Origin of the sequence: Nocardia niigatensis NBRC 100131 (assembly GCF_000308655.1) — a bacterium.
In the GTDB taxonomy this organism is placed as follows: Bacteria; Actinomycetota; Actinomycetes; order Mycobacteriales; family Mycobacteriaceae; genus Nocardia; species Nocardia niigatensis.
The window spans coordinates 282,879-299,561 of the sequence record NZ_BAGC01000043.1; the positions used below are offsets into that span (position 1 = coordinate 282,879).

Consider the following 16,683-nt stretch of genomic DNA (forward strand, 5'->3'; position numbering starts at 1 on the left):
CTATATCGCCGGAAACCCGGCCCGCCATTACCGTCGCTGTGCCGTGGACCCGCGTGCCGCGGTGTCGCTCGCGCGCTCGGCGCGCCGGTCAGGCACGCTCCCGCAGCAGCTGCACCCGCAGATAGCGGTACCGCTTGCCGACCCGCCGGCAGCCGACGGCCAGTCCGGCGGCGACTCCGCCTGCGGCGCAGCCGATCACGCCGAGCAGTGTGGGTTCGCGGCCGAGCAGCACCCACGCCGCCCCGGCTGCCGCGACACCGAGCAGTCCCGTACTGATCGCCAGCCCGACGGTCGCGGCGACGCGCGCGCCGCCGCGTCGCAGGGTGCGGGCGTTCGATTCGGCGTACGCGGCGGCGGACAGCAGGAGCAGCAGCAGGCCGACCGCCGTCGCGGTGGTCGTGGCCCGCTGTGGCGTCCGCACCCCGAATCGATAGGCGGCTGTCTGGGATCCGTTGCGGGACAACGCTAATTCGCCGGTCAGCCGCCCCGCGAGCACGTACTGGTTCACCGGCGCGGCCAACTCCCCCGAGCCGCCCCGCAAAGCCCCGCCCTGTCCGCCGGCCCGCACCCCCAGCACATCCACCGACAGTGTCGCCTGATCCGCGTCCTTCGCGGGCCAGTTTCGCATGCCGGTCCCACCGGCATGCCGATCAGAATGCGCACGGTTCTTCATTCGGCGTGACCTCGCTTGTTCGATGGTAAGGCCATCCACGCCCCCGCCGCCCTGACTATCGCGGTGGCGATCACGCGCGTTCACACCTGCGACCGACCAGTCCGCCAGCTCGCGCGTTTCGCGACCTACGATGCGGGTACCGACTGGTACGCCCCACCACGCCGGAGAGGACAATCGCGACCATGCATCGTGCCGCGCCGAAAAGCGATATCGACGAGTCCGCGCTGACCGTCACCGCGCCCGAGACCGCAGCCGCGGGCGTCAAGGCGGTCACCGTCGCGCTGGAACGCGCGGTCGAGGAGATGGGCGTGGCGCGGACCGCGCGCACGCTGACCCGGGTGAATCAGCGGCACGGCTTCGACTGTCCGGGCTGCGCCTGGCCAGAACCGACCGGCCGCCGCCGGCCGGCGGAGTTCTGTGAGAACGGCGCCAAAGCCGTCGCCGAGGAGGCGACCCTGCGCACCGTCACCCCCGACTTCTTCGCCGAGCACTCCATCGAGGACCTGGCCGGCAAGTCCGGCTACTGGCTCGGCCAGCAGGGCCGCCTCACGCATCCGATGGTGTTGCGCGAGGGTGACACCCACTACTCCCCGATCAGCTGGGACGCGGCCTACCGCCTGGTCGCCGATGCCCTGCACGACCTGGACTCCCCCGACGAGGCCGTCTTCTACACCTCCGGCCGCACCGCCAACGAGACGGCGTTCCTCTATCAGCTGCTGGTCCGCAGCTTCGGCACCAACAACCTGCCCGACTGCTCCAACATGTGCCACGAGTCCTCGGGCACCGCGCTCACCAGCTCGATCGGCATCGGCAAGGGCTCGGTCACCATCGACGACTTCACCAAGGCCGACCTCATCATCGTCGCCGGGCAGAACCCCGGCACGAATCATCCGCGCATGCTGTCCGCCCTCGGCGAGGCGAAAGCGCACGGGGCCACCGTGATCGCGGTCAACCCGCTGCCGGAGACCGGCCTCATCGGCTTCAAGGACCCGCAGACCGTGAAGGGCTTCACCGGCGGCATCACCATCGCCGACGATTTCCTCCAGATCCGGCTCGGCGGCGACATGGCCCTGTTCCAGGGTCTGGCCAAGCTGCTGTTCGAGGCCGAGGACCGGGCCCCCGGCACGGTCGTGGACCGCGCCTTCGTCGACGCGCACACCGCGAGCTTCGCCGACTACGAAAAGCACATGCGCGCGGTCGATCTCGACGTGGTCGAGCGGGCCACCGGCCTCAGCCGCGAAGACCTGGACCGCACCGCGAAGCTGCTGGCCGGGTCGAAGGCCACCATCGTCTGCTGGGCCATGGGCCTCACCCAGCAGGTACACGGCGTCGCCACCATCGAGGAGGCCACCAATCTGCTGCTGCTGCGCGGCATGATCGGCAAGCCGGGCGCGGGCGTGTGCCCGGTGCGCGGCCACTCCAATGTCCAGGGCGACCGCACCATGGGCATCTGGGAGAAGATGCCCGACGCCTTCCTCGACGCCCTGGACCGCGAATTCGGCATCACCAGCCCGCGCGAACACGGCTGGGACACCGTCGATGCCATCCGGGCCATGCGCGACGGCCACGGCAAGGTGTTCTTCGGCATGGGCGGCAACTTCGTCTCCGCCACCCCCGACACCGAGGTCACCGAGGCCGCACTGCGCAATTGCGCGCTCACCGTGCAGGTGTCGACCAAGCTCAACCGCAGTCACGTGGTGCACGGCCGCACCGCCCTGATCCTGCCCACCCTGGGCCGCACCGACGCGGACCTGCAGGATGGTGTGCGCCAGCAGGTTTCGGTCGAGGACTCCATGTCGATGGTGCACCTGTCCACCGGCCGGCTGGACCCGGTGAGCGATCAGCTGCGCAGCGAGGTCGCCATCGTGTGCGAGCTCGCCCAGGCCGTGTTCGGTCCGGACCACGCCGTGCCGTGGGCCGAATTCCGCCGCGACTACGACAAGATCCGCGACGCCATCGCCCGGGTGGTGCCCGGCTGCGCCGACTACAACCGGAAGGTGCGCGGCCGCAACGGCTTCCAGCTCCCGCACCCGCCGCGCGACGCCCGCGAATTCCGGACCGCCACCGGCAAGGCCAATTTCGCGGTCAACGACCTGCACTGGCTGCCGGTCCCCGAGAGCAGGCTCATCCTGCAGACCCTGCGCAGCCACGACCAGTACAACACCACCATCTACGGCCTGGACGACCGCTACCGCGGCATCCACAACGGTCGGCGGGTGGTGCTGGTCCATCCGGAGGACATCGCGGCACTCGGTTTCGCCGAGAACGACCTGGTCGACATCATCTCGGAGTTCGGCGACGGCACCGAGCGCAGCGTCAGCGGCTTCCGCCTGGTCTCCTATCCCACCCCGCGCGGCAATGCAGCCGCCTACTATCCCGAGACCAATCCCCTGATACCACTGGACCACGTTGCCAGGCGCTCCAATACGCCCGTCTCCAAAGCGGTCACCATCCGCCTCGAACGCCACACCCACGCGACCGCATGAGCCGAGTCACCGCCCGCCGCCGCACCCTGCGCATCTCCCCCACCGGCACCGTCACCCGGCCCGACACCCTGGCGGTGGAGGAACCCCTCGAAATCCGCACGGGCGGACAGTCGCTGACCGTCACCATGCGCACCCCCGGCGCGGACATCGACCTCGTGCACGGCTTCCTCTACGCCGAGGGCATCATCGACACCGCCGAGGACATCGTCAGCGCCCGCTACTGCGCGGGCACCGACGAGAACGGGCAGAACACCTACAACGTGCTCGACATCCAGCTGCGGACCCCGGTCCCGGTGCAGCCCCGGCCCTTCCTGACCAACAGTGCGTGCGGGTTGTGCGGCAAGACCGCCCTCGACGAGGTGCGCACCCGGATCCGGCATACCATCCCCGCGAACTCGACCCGCGTCGACGTCCACACCCTGGGCAAGCTGCCCGACGAACTGCGCTCCCGCCAGCGGGTTTTCGACGCCACCGGCGGGCTGCACGGCGCGGGCCTGTTCACCCCCGAGGGCGAGGCGCTGGCGGTGCGCGAGGACATCGGCCGCCACAATGCCGTGGACAAGCTGATCGGCTGGGCGATCCGCGAGAATCGGCTGCCCGCACACGATCTCGTCCTCATGGTCAGCGGCCGCGCCTCCTTCGAGCTGGTGCAGAAGGCCGTCATGGCGGGGATTCCGGTCATGGGCGCGGTGTCCGCACCGAGCTCGCTGGCCGTGGATCTGGCCGCTGACGCGGGCCTCACGCTGGTCGGCTTCCTGCGCGGCGAAACCATGAACGTCTACACCGGCGCGGACCGTCTCGCGCTGTAGCCCTCGGCCGTTCCCACGGGGTGATCGCCGCCCCGTTCCACAGGGTGAGGCAGCGGGGTTCCTTTGCGCGCCCCGGCTGTTACGCTCCGCAGTAGAACACGTTTCAATTCTGATGGGAGTCTTCCATGGCAGCGCAGCCCCGCGATGTGGTCGAGCAGTACGTGAAGCTGGTGGCCACCGGGCCCACGTCGGCGATCGTGGACCTGTACGCCGAGGACGCGGTGGTCGAGGATCCGATCGGGACGCCGGAGCGCCGCGGCCACGAGGCCATCGGCGAGCTCTACCAGGCCCTGGAGAACCTCGACCGTGAGACCGAACTGCACACCGTGAAGGTCGCGGGCAACAAGGTTGCGGCGTCCTTCACCCTCGTCACCGTGTCCAACGGCCACCGCATGACCCTGTCCCCCATCGACGTGATGGAACTGAACGACGAGGGCAAGATCATCAGCATGCGCGCCTACTGGGGTCCGGACGACCTGAAGATGGAGCAGATCTGACCCACGGGCTTGTCCCCTCCCGCTCCCCGAATTACGGTGTCACCACAGTGATTCGGCGAGGGCGGGAGGACCTGTGCGGATCTCGTTGCGCGGCACCGGTGACGGGGTGCGGGTCAGCATGCGGCTGGAGATCAACCGGCGGCGCTGGATCGCCCTGCTCATCATGCTCGGAGTGCTCACCGCCACCGGCGTGATCACCGGACTGTGGGCCATCGTCGCCCCCGAATCGTTCTTCACCAGCTTCCCCGGCTTCGGCCTGCACTGGGTGCGCGCCGACGGTCCGTACAACCACCACCTGGTCGGTGACGTGGGGGCCTTCTTCCTGGCGCTGGGCGCCATCTCCGGCGCCGCCGTCTACTACCGCGACAGCGTCATCGCCCGCATCGCCGGGCTGGGCTGGCTCGTCTTCGGCGTGCCGCACCTCATTTACCACGCCTTCCATCGCCCGGAGACGCTCAGCGGTTTCAATTTCACGCTCGAACTGCTCGCGGCACTCGCCCTTCCCGCGCTCGGCCTGGCCATTCTGCTGGTCGCCCCACGCGAACGCTTCCCGGTCCCCGAGCCCGCGCCCTTCACCTTCAAATTCCCCCGCCGCTGACTCCGGCCCGCCGATGAGTCCCCGGGTGCCGGGCCGTCGTAACAGGTGACCCGACCACACCGATTTCCGGAGTAGCGGAGTAAAGGTTCAACGGCGAACCACGGGGGATCAACGGCGATCCTCGCGACGGGCGCGATCGGTTCCACCGACCGTCACCGACTCCATGGCCTTCCGGACGCGGAGAGCCCACCGAAGAACATCATCGAACTCCAGGTCACCGGCGTGATGGCCCGGCGCTCGCGACCTGCCGCAAGCCGGCGACCCGGCCTACGGCACCGTCGGCGTGGATTGAGCGACAAACGGGGCCTCCCCGAAACCTTTCCCAGGGCAAAGAAATCGGCTCCGCGAGACATTCTCGCGGAGCCGATTTCTGCTTCGATGCGGGTTACGCCGACTTCTCGCGGCGCTCCGGGGTCTGGCGCTTGCGCGGGACGATCGTCGGCAGGACGTTGTCGTTCACCGTGTCGGCATTGACGACCACCTTGGCGACATCGTCGCGGCTGGGGATGTCGTACATGACCGGGAGGAGCACCTCCTCCATGATGGCGCGCAGGCCACGGGCGCCGGTGCCGCGCAGGATCGCCTGATCCGCGACGGCTTCCAGGGCGTCCTGGGTGAACTCCAGATCCACGCCGTCCATTTCGAACAGACGCACATACTGCTTCACCAGGGCATTCTTCGGCTCACCCAGAATCCGGACCAGCGATTCCTTGTCCAGGTTGGTGACCGAGGCGACGACCGGGAGGCGGCCGATGAACTCGGGGATCAGGCCGAACTTGATCAGGTCCTCGGGCATGACGTCGGCGAAGTGGTCGGCGGTGTCGATCTCGGCCTTGGACCGGACCTCCGCGCCGAAACCGATGCCGCGCTTGCCGACCCGGTCCTGGACGATCTTCTCCAGGCCCGCGAACGCGCCCGCCACGATGAACAGCACGTTCGTGGTGTCGATCTGGATGAACTCCTGGTGCGGGTGCTTGCGGCCGCCCTGCGGCGGCACCGACGCCTGCGTGCCCTCCAGGATCTTCAGCAGCGCCTGCTGCACGCCCTCGCCGGACACGTCACGGGTGATGGACGGGTTCTCCGACTTGCGGGCGATCTTGTCGACCTCGTCGATGTAGATGATGCCGGTCTCGGCGCGCTTCACGTCGTAGTCGGCGGCCTGGATCAGCTTCAGCAGGATGTTCTCGACATCCTCACCGACGTAGCCGGCCTCGGTGAGCGCGGTGGCGTCCGCGATGGCGAACGGCACGTTCAGCATCTTGGCGAGCGTCTGTGCGAGATAGGTCTTGCCACAGCCCGTCGGGCCGAGCATCAGAATGTTGGACTTGGCCAGCTCGACCGGTTCACCCCGGGAGTCTCGGCCCTTGTCGCCCGCCTGAATCCGCTTGTAGTGGTTGTAGACCGCCACCGCGAGGGTTCGCTTCGCGGAGTCCTGCCCGATCACGTACTGCTCCAGGAAATCCCGGATTTCCGCGGGTTTGGGCAATTCGTCGAGCTTGACCTCGCTGGATTCGGCGAGCTCTTCCTCGATGATCTCATTGCAGAGGTCGATGCACTCGTCGCAGATGTACACCCCCGGTCCCGCAATGAGCTTCTTGACCTGCTTCTGGCTCTTTCCGCAGAACGAGCACTTCAACAGATCGCCGCCATCACCGATGCGCGCCATCTCCTGGGTCCCTACTTCCTTGTCCGCGTGCAACCGTCTGTCCCCGGCTGCCGGCGAGCTGCCTTCTTCGAGCGTAAGCCGTGACCCCTGAGTTTGCGGATCCGGCAATTCGGCTGTGTGTATCCACGGTGCCGATTACAAGCACCTGTGTTGGATGCAGAGGCAGAGCCGACAACCACGAGCAAAGGTCCCTAGAGTGACCGTACCCGCTTCGGCTGACCGAGGTCGACAACTTGGGCACGTTTCTCGCCGGACATGTGCGTGGACTCACCCCTGCCGGGGTGGCGGGGACGCCTGGGACACACAGAACCCCGCCACCCGCCCAGCTCACTTCTGGGCGCTGAGCTTGCGGTACTGGAAGACCTGATCGACGATCCCGTACTCCTGCGCCTCGTCGGCGGTGAGGATCTTGTCGCGGTCGGTGTCCTTGCGGATGGTGTCCGCGTCCTTGCCGGTGTGGCGCGCCAGCGTGGTCTCCATGAGGCGACGCATGCGCTCGATCTCGGCGGCCTGGATCTCGAGGTCGGAGACCTGGCCCTGGATGCCGCCCGAGGTGGACGGCTGGTGGATCAGGACGCGGGCGTTGGGCAGCGCGGCGCGCTTGCCGGGGGCGCCGGCGGCGAGCAGCACGGCCGCGGCCGAGGCGGCCTGGCCCAGGCAGACGGTGGCGACGTCGGCGCGCACGTACTGCATGGTGTCGTAGATGGCCATCAGCGCGGTGAAGGATCCACCGGGCGAGTTGATGTACATGGTGATGTCGCGGTCCGGGTCCTGCGACTCGAGCACCAGCAGCTGCGCCATGATGTCGTTGGCCGACACATCGTCAACCTGGTTGCCCAGGAAGATGATCCGCTCCTCGAAGAGCTTGTTGTACGGGTCCGAGACCTTCTGGCCGAAGCTGGTCTGCTCGGTGAACTGCGGCAGGATATAGCGCGACTGGGGCAGATTGCCGGCGGCGGCGAAGGTGATGCCCGCGGCCCGCGGATCGATCATGTTGGACATAACGCGTCTCTCCAAAGTCTGTGTGGTGGGCTGCGGAACTACTTGCTGCTGCTGCCGTTCGCCTGGCTCGCGTGGGTGACCACGTGGTCGATGAACCCGTAGTCGAGCGCCTCGGCGGCGGTGAACCAGCGGTCGCGGTCGGCGTCGGCGGTCACCTGCTCGACGGACTTGCCGGTGTGGCGCGACTGCAACTCGTTGAGTTCCCGCTTGGTGTAGGCGAACTGCTCGGCCTGGATCGCGATGTCCGCGGCCGAACCACCGAGACCGGCCGACGGCTGGTGCATCATGATCCGGGCGTGCGGCAGCGCGTATCGCTTGCCCTTGGTGCCCGCGGCGAGCAGGAACTGACCCATGGAGGCGGCCAGGCCCATGCCAACCGTGCGGATGTCGCAGTCGGCGAACTGCATGGTGTCGTAGATGGCCATGCCCGCGGTCACCGAACCGCCCGGGGAGTTGATGTAGAGCGAGATGTCCTTGGTCGGGTCCTCGGCCGACAGCAGCAGGATCTGCGCGCACAGCTTGTTGGCGATGTCGTCGTCGACCTGAGTGCCAAGGAAGATGATGCGCTCGCGCAGCAGGCGCTCGTACACCGAATCACTGAGGTTCAGACCAGCAGTCGCGGATGTCATGTGCACCCCTGCCTGATGAATTGTCACGGATACCTGCCCTCTCTCAACGGCTCGGTTAACAAGCCCCTACTGATTCGCTGACACAAACCCTAACGAAGCAGGGCGGCACCGAACTCCCGGTACCGCCCTGCTTCGCTCACAGCGCAAACTTACGTCAACACTTCGCGTTCCCGCGTCCGGGGGTTCCCGGGGTGTCCTGCCCCGATGCCCCTGCACACAGGCTGTGTCGATTTACTACTTGGCCTCGGCCTCGGCCTCGGCGGCCTCGGTCGCGTCGGCGACGGTGGCGAGCTCCTCGGCGGAGACCTCCTCGGCCTCCGCGGCCGGGTTGCCGAACATCTCGGCGGTGTCCACGACGTTGCCGGCGGTGTCGGTGACGGCGGCCTGGACCACGACACCGGCGAGAGCCTTGCCGCGGCGCACGTCGGCGAAGACCGCGCCCAGCTGACCGGCCTGCTGGATCTGCTGGATGAACTGATCGGGCGACATGCCGTAGCGCTGCGCCTGGAAGATGATCCGCTCGTACAGCTCGTCCTGGCCGACCTGGGTGTTCTCCGCCTCGGCGACCGCGTCCAGCAGCAGCTGGGTCTTGACCGACTTCTCGGCGGCTTCCTTGGTGTCCTTCTTGAACTCCTCCAGCGAGGAGCCCTGGGCCTCGAGGGCCTCGGCCAGCTTGGCCTCGTCGTGGTCGAAGCCGTGGACGGCGTCGTGCTCGACGGCGTCGACCTCGGCCTTGACGACACCCTCGGGCAGCGGGATCTCGACGGTCTCGAGCAGCTGCTCCAGCACCTTGTCGCGGATCTCGCCGGCCTGCTGGACCTTCTTGACGCGCTCGACGCGGGTCTTCAGGTCTTCCTTCAGCTCGTCGATGGTGTCGAATTCACTTGCCAGCTGGGCGAACTCGTCGTCGGCCTCGGGCAGCTCGCGTTCCTTGACCGACTGCACGGTCACGGTGATGACGGCTTCCTTGTCGGCGTGCTCGCCGGCGACCAGCTTGGAGGTGAAGTCCTTGGACTCGCTCTCCTTCAAACCGATCAGGGCCTCGTCCAGGCCCTCGATGAGCTGGCCGGAGCCGACCTCGTGGGACAGGCCGGTGGTGGAGGCCTCCTCGACGGCCTCGCCGTCGACGGTGGCGGACAGGTCGATGGAGACGAAGTCACCGTTCTCGATGGCGCGCTCGACCGACTTGAGGGTGCCGAAGCGCTGGCGCAGCGACTGCAGCTGCTCGTCGATGTCCTCGTCGGTGATCTCGATCGGGTCGACCGAGACGGCGATGGCCGAGAACTCCGGCAGGGTGATCTCCGGGCGGACGTCGACCTCGGCGGTGAAGGCGAGCTCCTCGCCGTCCTCGATCTTGGTGATCTCGATTTCCGGCTGGCCGATGACCTTGGCCTCGGTGGCGATGACAGCCTCGCTGTAGCGCTTGGGCAGCACATCGTTGACGACCTGCTCCAGCACGGCGCCGCGGCCGATACGGGCCTCGAGAAGCTTGGCCGGCGCCTTGCCCGGACGGAAGCCCGGGATCCGGACCTGCTGCGCGAGAGCCTTGTACGCGCGATCGAAGTCCGGCTTCAGCTCCTCGAAGGGCACCTCGACATTGATGCGGACCCGAGTCGGGCTCAGCTGCTCGACGGTGCTCTTCACGGACATGCTCCTTGTTCGTAGTTCATGGTTGACGTCTAGGTTCCCCCCGAACGCATCCCGACCAGGTTAGTTGACGCCCCCACGGGCCGTGTAACCGGTCACTGCACGGGGCATCGTGACGCCGGTCGGCCGACCGGTCGCCCTGGTACCCGGGGTTCGCGTCTAGCTACCGACCTTGACGGCGTCGGTGACGAAGACCAGCGTCTCGTACGGTTTCATTCCGCGGCCGCCCGCGCCGTAGCCGAGGTCCGGCGGGACGATGAGCAGCCGGCGGGCGCCCTGCTGGACGCCGACCAGGCCCTGGTCCCAGCCCTTGATGACCTTGCCCGCGCCCAGCGGCAGGTCGAAGGGCTCGCCGCGGGTGAAGGACGAGTCCAGGACCTTCTTGTCGGACCAGGTGACCAGCGTGTAGTTCATGGTCAGCTGATCCCCGGCCTTGGCGGCCGGGCCGCTGCCCGCGACCAGGTCCTTGACGATGAGCTGCTTGGGCGGATCACAGTCGTCCGGGATGGTGATCTTCGGGGCCTGGCCGAAGCCACCGTCGACCTTGATGTCGTCCGCGGTGCACTCGCGGCCCTTGCTCTGGGTCGTGGTGGCGGCGGCCGCACTGGTCGTGGCCTTGGCCGTGGTGGTCGACGCCGCCTTGTTGTCATTGCTGCTGCCGCATCCCGCGGCCAGCACCGTGGCGGCCACGACCGCTCCGATCACACCGACCTTGCCCACCAAGCGCATTCCCGCTCCTGTCCGTCAGTCCGGATTGCCGCACGGATTGCGACGCCGCGCCGAACCTACACGCCGGGATCGGTCTTCGCCGGGGAGGGCGCGGCCGAGAGGGTCTCGACCGCGGCGGCGACCGGGGATTCGCGCACTCAGCGATCGTTGACCAGCAGTGCGAACTGTGCGGCGGCCCTGCGGTGGACGAGTTGCTCGGTCGGGGCGGAGACCTGCGCCAGGTAGCGGCCGTCCAGGACGAGGCAGGTGTATCTGCTCTCGGGTGCTGCGGGATTCGAGCCGGGATCCCGCAGGCAGACCGCGTCCGGGACACCGTCCGGCGGGGTGGCCACGGACCCGCCGGGACTCGGCTCGGACAGTCTGTTCAGTGCGTGGCGGGCGGCCACGGCGTCGGGGAAGCGCAGCAGCCGAGCCGAATCCGTGACGGCGATGCTCTCGACCGGGATGCGTGCGTCCGCACCGGACCGGTTGACCCACAGCTCGGCGAGGACGGGGCCGTAGACGATGCCGCGTGCGCTGCGGTGTCCGCCCCATCCGGCGATGAGTTGCTGCTCGTCGTGAAAGAGTTCGGGATAGGGCCATTTCCCGAGTTCGGAGGGCAGCAGGCGGCTCAGCATGCCACCGGGATCCAGTGGGAGTGCGGACAGTTCCTCGGCCGGTGTCGGCGTGAAGGCGTCCAGTTTCGGCAGTTCGGCGTCGAAGGTGGCCTCGGCCAGGCTCTTCAGGGCCGCCCGATCCGTGGCCGGATAGGTGAGGAACAGAGTCACCACGAACGGGCCGTGGGCGAGGGTGACCGCCATCGTCGGCACGTAAGTGCGCCAATGACCATGTGTCGCAAAGTATTCGGTGAACGGGACGGCGACATTGTCGTGGTTGACGTCGAAGTCGCGCGCGTCTATCTCGCGGGCCGCGTCGATGGCAGCCATATTGTCCCGCATGCGCAGGACGGTGAGGCGCACCGAACGGGCCGTGCCGATCTCCGGGATGCCGGTCGGATCGTCGGTGCCGCCGATGCTGAATCCGGCCAGCATGCCGTATGCGGCGAGGGTGGCCCGGGTGGCGTCGGCGAGGATTCCGACGGCGTCCCCGGGTGTGGGCACCGGAACGGCCGAGGTCCGCGCCAGGGCCGGATCGACGGCGCGTGGCGCGATGACGGCATCCGCCATCCGCACCGATTCCATCAGCCGCCCATAGGTTTCCCCGGCTTCGCGCGGCGCGATGAGCGGCCGCCCGCTGTAGCCGCCGAGATCCAGCGCCCCCACCTGCGGGGTCGCCGCCCGTGGAACCCCGGCGATCGCGCAGGCACTGACCAGTGCCGCGACCGCCATGAGCGATCCGGCGTGGACACGCCGACGGGTCGAATCGAATCGGTGCATGCCGCCACCGCCTGTCGCACAGCTCCCCGCCCGGGTCCCGGCTCTCCGATCACGGTGAGCCCGACCGACGTTTCGTCCCGGCCCCTGCGGATCGCCGACGAAAACCTCCCCCGGACACCTGTTTTCGAGTGTGAGCGCGATCACCCTGCACGGCAAGCCCCCTACACTGAGGGGTCGCATCCGTCGCGACTATCGGCGCAGGTCGAGACGGAAATGTATTTGCGGGTGCTCTCGGCCTACGGGAGCATCTCAGGATGCTGTTGACGATCTCTTGTACGCGGCCCGAGGGCGCCGCCTGGCCGGCCTCCGATCTGGGGTACCTGCTGCACAAGAATCCCTCGCGCAGACAGACTTTCGAGCAGTCCTACGGTGTCGCGCACGTCCTCTACCCGGAGGCGGGCGACGACCGCTGCACGGCCGCGCTGCTGCTGGAGATCGATCCCGTCCGGCAAGCGCGGGGCGGCGGAGCGGTGCGCGGAAAGTCCAAGGGCACGCCCGAATTCAGTCTCGGGCAGTATGTGAACGATCGGCCGTACGCGGCGTCTTCGCTGGTGTCCGTGGCCATTTCGACGGTGTTCGGCAGCGCCCTGCACGGCCACTGCAGGCAGCGTCCCGAGCTGGCCGAGACCGCGCTGCCGCTGCGCATCGAGCTCCCCGCCGTGCCCTGCAAGGGCGGGGTCGAGTACGCCGAACGGGTCTTCGCGCCCCTGGGCTGGACCGTCGCGGCCACTCCCCTCCCCCTGGACCCGGCATTCCCGGACTGGGGCGATTCCCATTACCTGCGGCTCGAACTCACCGGAACGCTGCGCCTGTCCGACGCGCTGTCGCATCTGTATGTCCTGCTGCCCGTCCTCGACGGCAGCAAGCACTACTGGCTCGACACCGGCGAGATCGACAAACTCCTCCGCTTCGGCGAGGGCTGGCTCACCACCCACCCGGAGCGCGAGTGGATCACCCGCCGCTACCTGACCCGCCGCCACACCCTGGTTCGCGCCGCCCTCGCCCGCCTCGCCGAGCTGGACGACACCGACCCGGAGAAACTCGGCGCGTTCGAGCACGATTTCGACGACGAGCACACCGGCACCGAGACGACGTCGTCCGCGCCCGATCCCGGCGGCGAAGTCCGTTCGGCCGCAACGGAGCTCGCGGCCACGAGTTCGCTCGACGGCGAGAATTCGGATGCCGCGCGTCTGCCCGCTCCGGCGAGCGGCGCCGCCCCCCTTGGGGCGGGCGCAGTGATATCCGCGCAGGCGACCGACCGCGTCCCGGCCTCCGCCGGGACCGGCGCTCCGGTCCCGGCGACCGATCCGGGGCCGGAGGCTTCCGGTACGGCCGAGGTCGGAGAACGCGGGCCGTCGCTGGCGGTGTTGCGGCGGGCCGCAGTACATCGGGCGCTGTCGGAGGCGAGGGCGAGCCGGGTGCTCGATCTCGGGTGCGGGCAGGGCGCGTTGCTGCTGGAACTGGTGGCGGACCGGGCGTTCGGTGAGATCGTCGGGATCGATGTGTCCATGCGCGAGTTGAAGATCGCGGCGCGGCGACTGCGGCGGCTGCCGGAGTGGCAGTCGCGGCGGGTGACGCTGCGGCAGGGGGCGCTGACGTATACCGATGCCGCTCTGCGGGGTTATGACGCGGCGGTGCTCATGGAGGTGATCGAGCATGTGGACGCGCCGCGGTTGAAGGCGCTGGAGTACGCGGTGTTCGGGGCTGCCGTTCCGGGCGCGGTAGTGGTGACGACGCCGAACAGTGAGTACAACGTGCGGTACGACGGGCTCGCCGCGGGCGCTTTCCGGCATTCGGATCACCGATTCGAGTGGAGCCGGGCAGAATTCGCGGACTGGGCGGACCGGGTCGGCGGGACGTACGGGTATGCCGTGCGGGTCGAGCCGATCGGGCCCGAGGATGCGGAAGTGGGGGCGTCGACACAGATGGCCGTGTTCACCAAACGGGATGGGACGAACGGCGATGAGGAAGGAGTCGTGTGATGGCAGAGCTGTCGGTTCCGGTGCTGTCGCTGGTCGTGTTGATCGGTAGCAGCGGCTCCGGGAAATCCACGTTCGCGCACAAGCACTTCCGGTCGACGGCGGTGCTGTCGTCGGACGCGTATCGGGGGCTGGTGAGCGATGACGAGGCCGATCAGTCGGTGACGGCCGAGGCGTTCGAGCTGCTGCACCACGTGGCGGGCGTGCGCCTGCGGCGTGGGCTGCGCACCGTCATCGACGCCACCAATGTGCAGCCCAAGGCGCGGCAGGCGCTGGTGGAGCTGGCGCGGGCGCACGACGTGCTGCCGGTGGCGATCGTGCTGGACGTGCCGGAGGCGGTGTGCGTGGAGCGCAATGCGCTGCGGGTGGATCGCGCGGACCTGGGTCCGCACGTGGTCGGCCGCCACCAGCGCGATCTGCGGCGTTCGCTGAAGTTCCTGGAGCGCGAGGGCTTTCGCAAGGTGCACGTGCTGAAGGGCGTCGAGGAGATCGAGGCGGCCACCATCTCCGACGAGCGCCTGTGGAACGACAAGACCGATCTCACCGGGCCCTTCGACGTGATCGGTGACGTGCACGGCTGCCGCAGCGAACTGGAGACCCTGCTGGGCGAACTCGGCTATGTCCTCGCCCGGGACGCGGACGGTCGCGCAATGGACGCGCGGCATCCCGAGGGCCGCACCGCGGTGTTCGTCGGCGATCTGGTCGATCGCGGCCCGGACACGCCCGGCGTGCTGCGGCTGGTGATGGGCATGGTGGCAGCCGGAAACGCCCTGTGCGTCACCGGAAACCACGAGTTCAAGCTGGTACGCGCGCTGGACGGCCGCCGCGTGAAGGTGGCGCACGGCCTGGCCGAGTCGCTCACCCAGCTGGAGGCCGAGGACGCCGAATTCCGCAAGACCGCACAGGAATTCATGCGCGGCCTGGTCAGCCACTATGTGCTCGACGGCGGCAAGCTGGTGGTGGCGCACGCCGGCCTGAAGGAGGAATACCAGGGCCGTACCTCGGGCCGGGTGCGCGAGTTCGCCATGTACGGCGAATCCACCGGCGAGACAGACGAATACGGGCTTCCGGTGCGCTACCCGTGGGCCAACGACTATCGCGGCAAAGCGCTGGTGCTCTACGGCCACACGCCGATGACCGAACTGGTGTGGGTGAACAACACCCTGTGCCTGGATACCGGCGCGGTGTTCGGCGGCCGTCTGACCGCGCTGCGCTACCCGGAGCGGGAGCCGGTGTCGGTGCCCGCCGAGCAGGTCTGGTTCGAGCCGGTGCGGCCCCTCGAAGCCGCCACCTTCGCCACCGGATCGGCGGTGGTGCAGCGGGATCCGGGCGTGCTGGACCTGGACGACGTGCTGGGCCGGCGGGTGGTGGAGACCCGTCACCTCGGCCGGGTCACCGTCCAGGAGGATGCCGCGAGCGCCGCGCTCGAGGTGATGAGCCGTTTCGCCGTGGACCCGCGCTGGCTGCTGTACCTGCCGCCGACCATGTCGCCGTGCGCCACCTCCTCCCTGGACGGCTACCTCGAGCACCCGGCCCAGGCCTTCGAGTACTACCGGTCCGAGGGCGTGGACACGGTGGTGTGCGAGGAGAAGCACATGGGTTCGCGTGCGGTCGTGGTGGTTTCGCGATCGGCCGAGGCGGCGCGGGACCGGTTCGGCGTCGAGGACGGCAGCACCGGCGCGGTGTACACCCGCACCGGCCGCCCGTTCTTCGACGATCCGGCGCGGACCGAGACGCTGCTGGCCCGGGTGCGCGCGGCGGCCGAAACCGCCGGGCTGTTCGAGGAACTGGACACCGACTGGATGCTGCTGGACACCGAGCTGCTGCCCTGGTCTGCCAAGGCACTGGGGCTGCTGCGCAATCAGTACGCCGCGGTCGGCGCGGCGGCCCGGGCCGCGCTGACCCAGGCCGCCGAGGTACTGGCGGCCGCGGTCGACCGGGGCGTGGACGCGGGCGATCTCGCGGCGCGCACCGACGCGCGCCGGGCGGACGCTGACGCCTTCACCGCCGCCTACGGCCGCTACTGCTGGCCCACCGACGGCCTGGACGGCGTGCGCCTGGCCCCGTTCCAGCTGCTGGCGGCCTCCGGCGCGAATTACGCCGGGCGCGACCACAACTGGCACCTGGAGCGAATGGACCGGCTGGTCGCCGCCGACCCGGAGTTCTTCACCGCGACCGGCCGCCGCCTGGTCGACCTCGCCGCCCCCGAGGCCGAGGCGGCCGCGACGGCCTGGTGGACCGAACTCACCGCGGCCGGCGGCGAGGGCATGGTGGTGAAGCCGCTGGGCGCGCTGGTCACCGGAACCGGCACCCGCAGTGGACGACCGGTGCAACCGGGCGTGAAATGCCGTGGGCCCGAATACCTCCGGATCATCTACGGCCCGGAGTACCTGCGCCCCGACCAGCTGGATCGCCTGCGCTCCCGCGGCCTCGGCGGCAAACGCTCCATGGCGCTGCGCGAATACGCCCTCGGCCTGGAAGCCCTGGACCGCTTCGTGGCCCGCGAGCCGTTGTGGCGGGTCCACGAGGCCGTGTTCGCCATCCTCGCCCTGGAGACCGAACCTGTCGATCCGCGGCTCTAGACCTGGTATC

13 protein-coding genes are annotated in these 16,683 nt (G+C 68.8%); 6 read left to right on the forward strand and 7 right to left on the reverse strand.

The window, feature by feature from the left end; translation table 11 throughout:
- Positions 1–88: 88 nt before the first annotated feature.
- On the reverse strand, positions 89–628 hold the full coding sequence (locus ON33_RS18670; protein ID WP_157184595.1) for a hypothetical protein: 540 nt from the start codon (positions 626–628) through the stop codon (positions 89–91).
- Positions 629–855: 227 nt separating this feature from the next.
- Here ON33_RS18670 and ON33_RS18675 point away from each other — a divergent pair, with 227 nt between their 5' ends.
- From ON33_RS18675 to ON33_RS18690, 4 genes are all read left to right on the forward strand, one after another.
- Positions 856–3,159 carry an FdhF/YdeP family oxidoreductase gene (locus ON33_RS18675; protein ID WP_040860205.1) on the forward strand — a complete coding sequence of 768 codons (2,304 nt, stop codon included), beginning with the start codon at positions 856–858 and terminating at the stop codon, positions 3,157–3,159.
- Positions 3,156–3,968 (forward strand): formate dehydrogenase accessory sulfurtransferase FdhD, encoded by an 813-nt coding sequence (fdhD, locus tag ON33_RS18680; RefSeq protein ID WP_040860206.1) that lies wholly within the window; start codon positions 3,156–3,158, stop codon positions 3,966–3,968. The genes ON33_RS18675 and fdhD overlap by 4 nt, the downstream gene beginning before the upstream one ends.
- A 125-nt stretch (positions 3,969–4,093) precedes the next feature.
- On the forward strand, positions 4,094–4,465 hold the full coding sequence (locus ON33_RS18685; RefSeq protein ID WP_040860207.1) for a nuclear transport factor 2 family protein: 372 nt from the start codon (positions 4,094–4,096) through the stop codon (positions 4,463–4,465).
- A 73-nt stretch (positions 4,466–4,538) separates the two neighbouring features.
- On the forward strand, positions 4,539–5,063 hold the full coding sequence (locus tag ON33_RS18690) for a hypothetical protein (protein ID WP_051152441.1): 525 nt from the start codon (positions 4,539–4,541) through the stop codon (positions 5,061–5,063).
- A 385-nt stretch (positions 5,064–5,448) separates the two neighbouring features.
- Here the strand turns inward: ON33_RS18690 and clpX are convergent, their stop codons facing one another.
- The 6 genes from clpX to ON33_RS18720 all read right to left on the reverse strand — a co-directional run bounded on the left by clpX (position 5,449) and on the right by ON33_RS18720 (position 12,064).
- Positions 5,449–6,729 carry an ATP-dependent Clp protease ATP-binding subunit ClpX gene (clpX, locus tag ON33_RS18695; RefSeq protein ID WP_040860579.1) on the reverse strand — a complete coding sequence of 427 codons (1,281 nt, stop codon included), beginning with the start codon at positions 6,727–6,729 and terminating at the stop codon, positions 5,449–5,451.
- A gap of 327 nt (positions 6,730–7,056) precedes the next feature.
- Positions 7,057–7,731, reverse strand: coding sequence for an ATP-dependent Clp protease proteolytic subunit (locus tag ON33_RS18700; protein WP_040860208.1), 675 nt, complete (start codon positions 7,729–7,731; stop codon positions 7,057–7,059).
- A 38-nt stretch (positions 7,732–7,769) separates the two neighbouring features.
- Positions 7,770–8,360, reverse strand: coding sequence for an ATP-dependent Clp protease proteolytic subunit (locus tag ON33_RS18705; protein WP_040860209.1), 591 nt, complete (start codon positions 8,358–8,360; stop codon positions 7,770–7,772).
- A gap of 234 nt (positions 8,361–8,594) precedes the next feature.
- Positions 8,595–10,004 carry a trigger factor gene (gene tig, locus ON33_RS18710; RefSeq protein WP_040860580.1) on the reverse strand — a complete coding sequence of 470 codons (1,410 nt, stop codon included), beginning with the start codon at positions 10,002–10,004 and terminating at the stop codon, positions 8,595–8,597.
- 162 nt (positions 10,005–10,166) lie between these two features.
- Entirely contained in the window at positions 10,167–10,736 is a 570-nt protein-coding gene (locus tag ON33_RS18715) for an FKBP-type peptidyl-prolyl cis-trans isomerase (RefSeq protein ID WP_040860210.1), read from the reverse strand.
- Positions 10,737–10,873: 137 nt separating this feature from the next.
- The gene (locus ON33_RS18720; RefSeq protein WP_040860211.1) at positions 10,874–12,064 is read right to left on the reverse strand and encodes a DUF7373 family lipoprotein; all 1,191 of its coding nucleotides are present in this window, start codon (positions 12,062–12,064) and stop codon (positions 10,874–10,876) included.
- A 302-nt stretch (positions 12,065–12,366) separates the two neighbouring features.
- On the opposite strand from ON33_RS18720, the gene ON33_RS18725 reads away from it, so the two are divergent.
- Positions 12,367–14,094: a 3' terminal RNA ribose 2'-O-methyltransferase Hen1 gene (locus tag ON33_RS18725; RefSeq protein ID WP_040860212.1), complete on the forward strand. Its 1,728-nt coding sequence runs from the start codon at positions 12,367–12,369 to the stop codon at positions 14,092–14,094.
- Positions 14,094–16,673, forward strand: a complete 2,580-nt coding sequence (locus ON33_RS18730) for a polynucleotide kinase-phosphatase (protein WP_040860213.1) — start codon at positions 14,094–14,096, stop codon at positions 16,671–16,673. Before ON33_RS18725 ends, ON33_RS18730 begins: the two co-directional genes overlap by 1 nt.
- Positions 16,674–16,683 lie beyond the last annotated feature (10 nt).